The organism is Kocuria sp. ZOR0020, from assembly GCF_000800955.1.
GTDB classification, from domain to species: Bacteria; Actinomycetota; Actinomycetes; order Actinomycetales; family Micrococcaceae; genus Kocuria; species Kocuria subflava.
In genome coordinates this window covers 1-1,060 of sequence record NZ_JROX01000229.1, presented here as the reverse complement: position 1 = coordinate 1,060, position 1,060 = coordinate 1, and the positions used below count along the sequence as shown (strand labels likewise).

Annotated in this window: 1 protein-coding gene; it reads left to right on the top strand. The window is 63.2% G+C overall.

What is annotated here, in order from left to right; all coding sequences use genetic code 11:
• Positions 1-234 precede the first annotated feature (234 nt).
• Positions 235-963: an excalibur calcium-binding domain-containing protein gene (locus tag L979_RS15970; protein ID WP_369793000.1), complete on the top strand. Its 729-nt coding sequence runs from the start codon at positions 235-237 to the stop codon at positions 961-963.
• The last annotated feature ends 97 nt before the right edge of the window (positions 964-1,060 follow it).

Genomic DNA, 1,060 nt, shown 5'->3' with positions numbered 1-1,060 from the left:
GTCAGTCGCTCTGGCGGCTTGACGAAAACCATAGAGGCACCCCCCTTTGCCCGCTGTTCCCCTTCCGCCGAGTAGGCCGTTTGATCGCCCATGAGGCACCCAGCGGCGATCAAAGGGCCTGCTCGGCGGAAGGAGGGGTGGCACATTTGGTCATGTTTCAGATGGATAGGTCATGGCCGACTCGCGAGTGTGATACCGCTCTCATACATCGTTACTTATGAGTAAGGTCTGCCGATGTCCTATCAAGCACCACAACCTCCCATGCCTGAACATCCGGGTTCGCAGCAACCGCAGTATCACCCGCCTTATTCAGCGGCGTCCGCAGCTGCAGGCACTGTCACGGGTCGCGTTCGAAGCAAAAAGCTTTGGGGCTGCTTGGGCTGTGGCGGCTGCCTGTCTCTGGTGCTGTTGTTCCTGCTTGTCATAGCTGGCTGCGGTGCACTGCTGGCACCATCCAGCAACGAGGACGAGCCCGTTCGCCCTACTCGCGCGGCCTCTTCGTCACCATCAGCAACGCCTACGACGACGTCGCACACCCCCACCAGCACGCCGTCTCCGACGCGTACGGCGACTTCAACACCCACGTCCACACCCACGCCGACCTCCTCACCCACTGCGACGGTGCAACCGCCTGTTGTCGTGGACGAGGGCGAGGATGAGGACCGAGTTGTTGTAGATCCCGATGCGAACCGGAACCGTGGCAACGACCGCGACACAAGCCAATCCGAGAGCGAGTCGGAATCTCAGGACCAGAATCGCCCGGCCCCGTTGGTCCAGCAGCCGGCCGAGCCCGTTATCCCCGAACCAGCTGCTCCTGCCCAACCTGCAGTTCCGGACAGCGGGTCGGTGTACTACCCCAACTGTGCGGCGGTGCGTGCGGCTGGCGCAGCGCCCATCTTGGCGGGCCAACCCGGCTACGGTCGTCACCTCGACGCAGACGGTGACGGCCGCGCCTGCGAGTGACAAGCACCCGCCCCACCCCGCCGAGTAGGCCGTTTAATCGCCCCTGAGGCATGCGGTTTCAGGGGGTGAGTGCAACACGTGTGAGGAACTCGTTGAG

Coding starts and splice junctions, on each gene's coding strand:
- L979_RS15970 (WP_369793000.1), top strand. CDS start 235: ATGTCCTATCAAGCACCACAACCTCCCATGCCTGAACATCCGGGTTCG.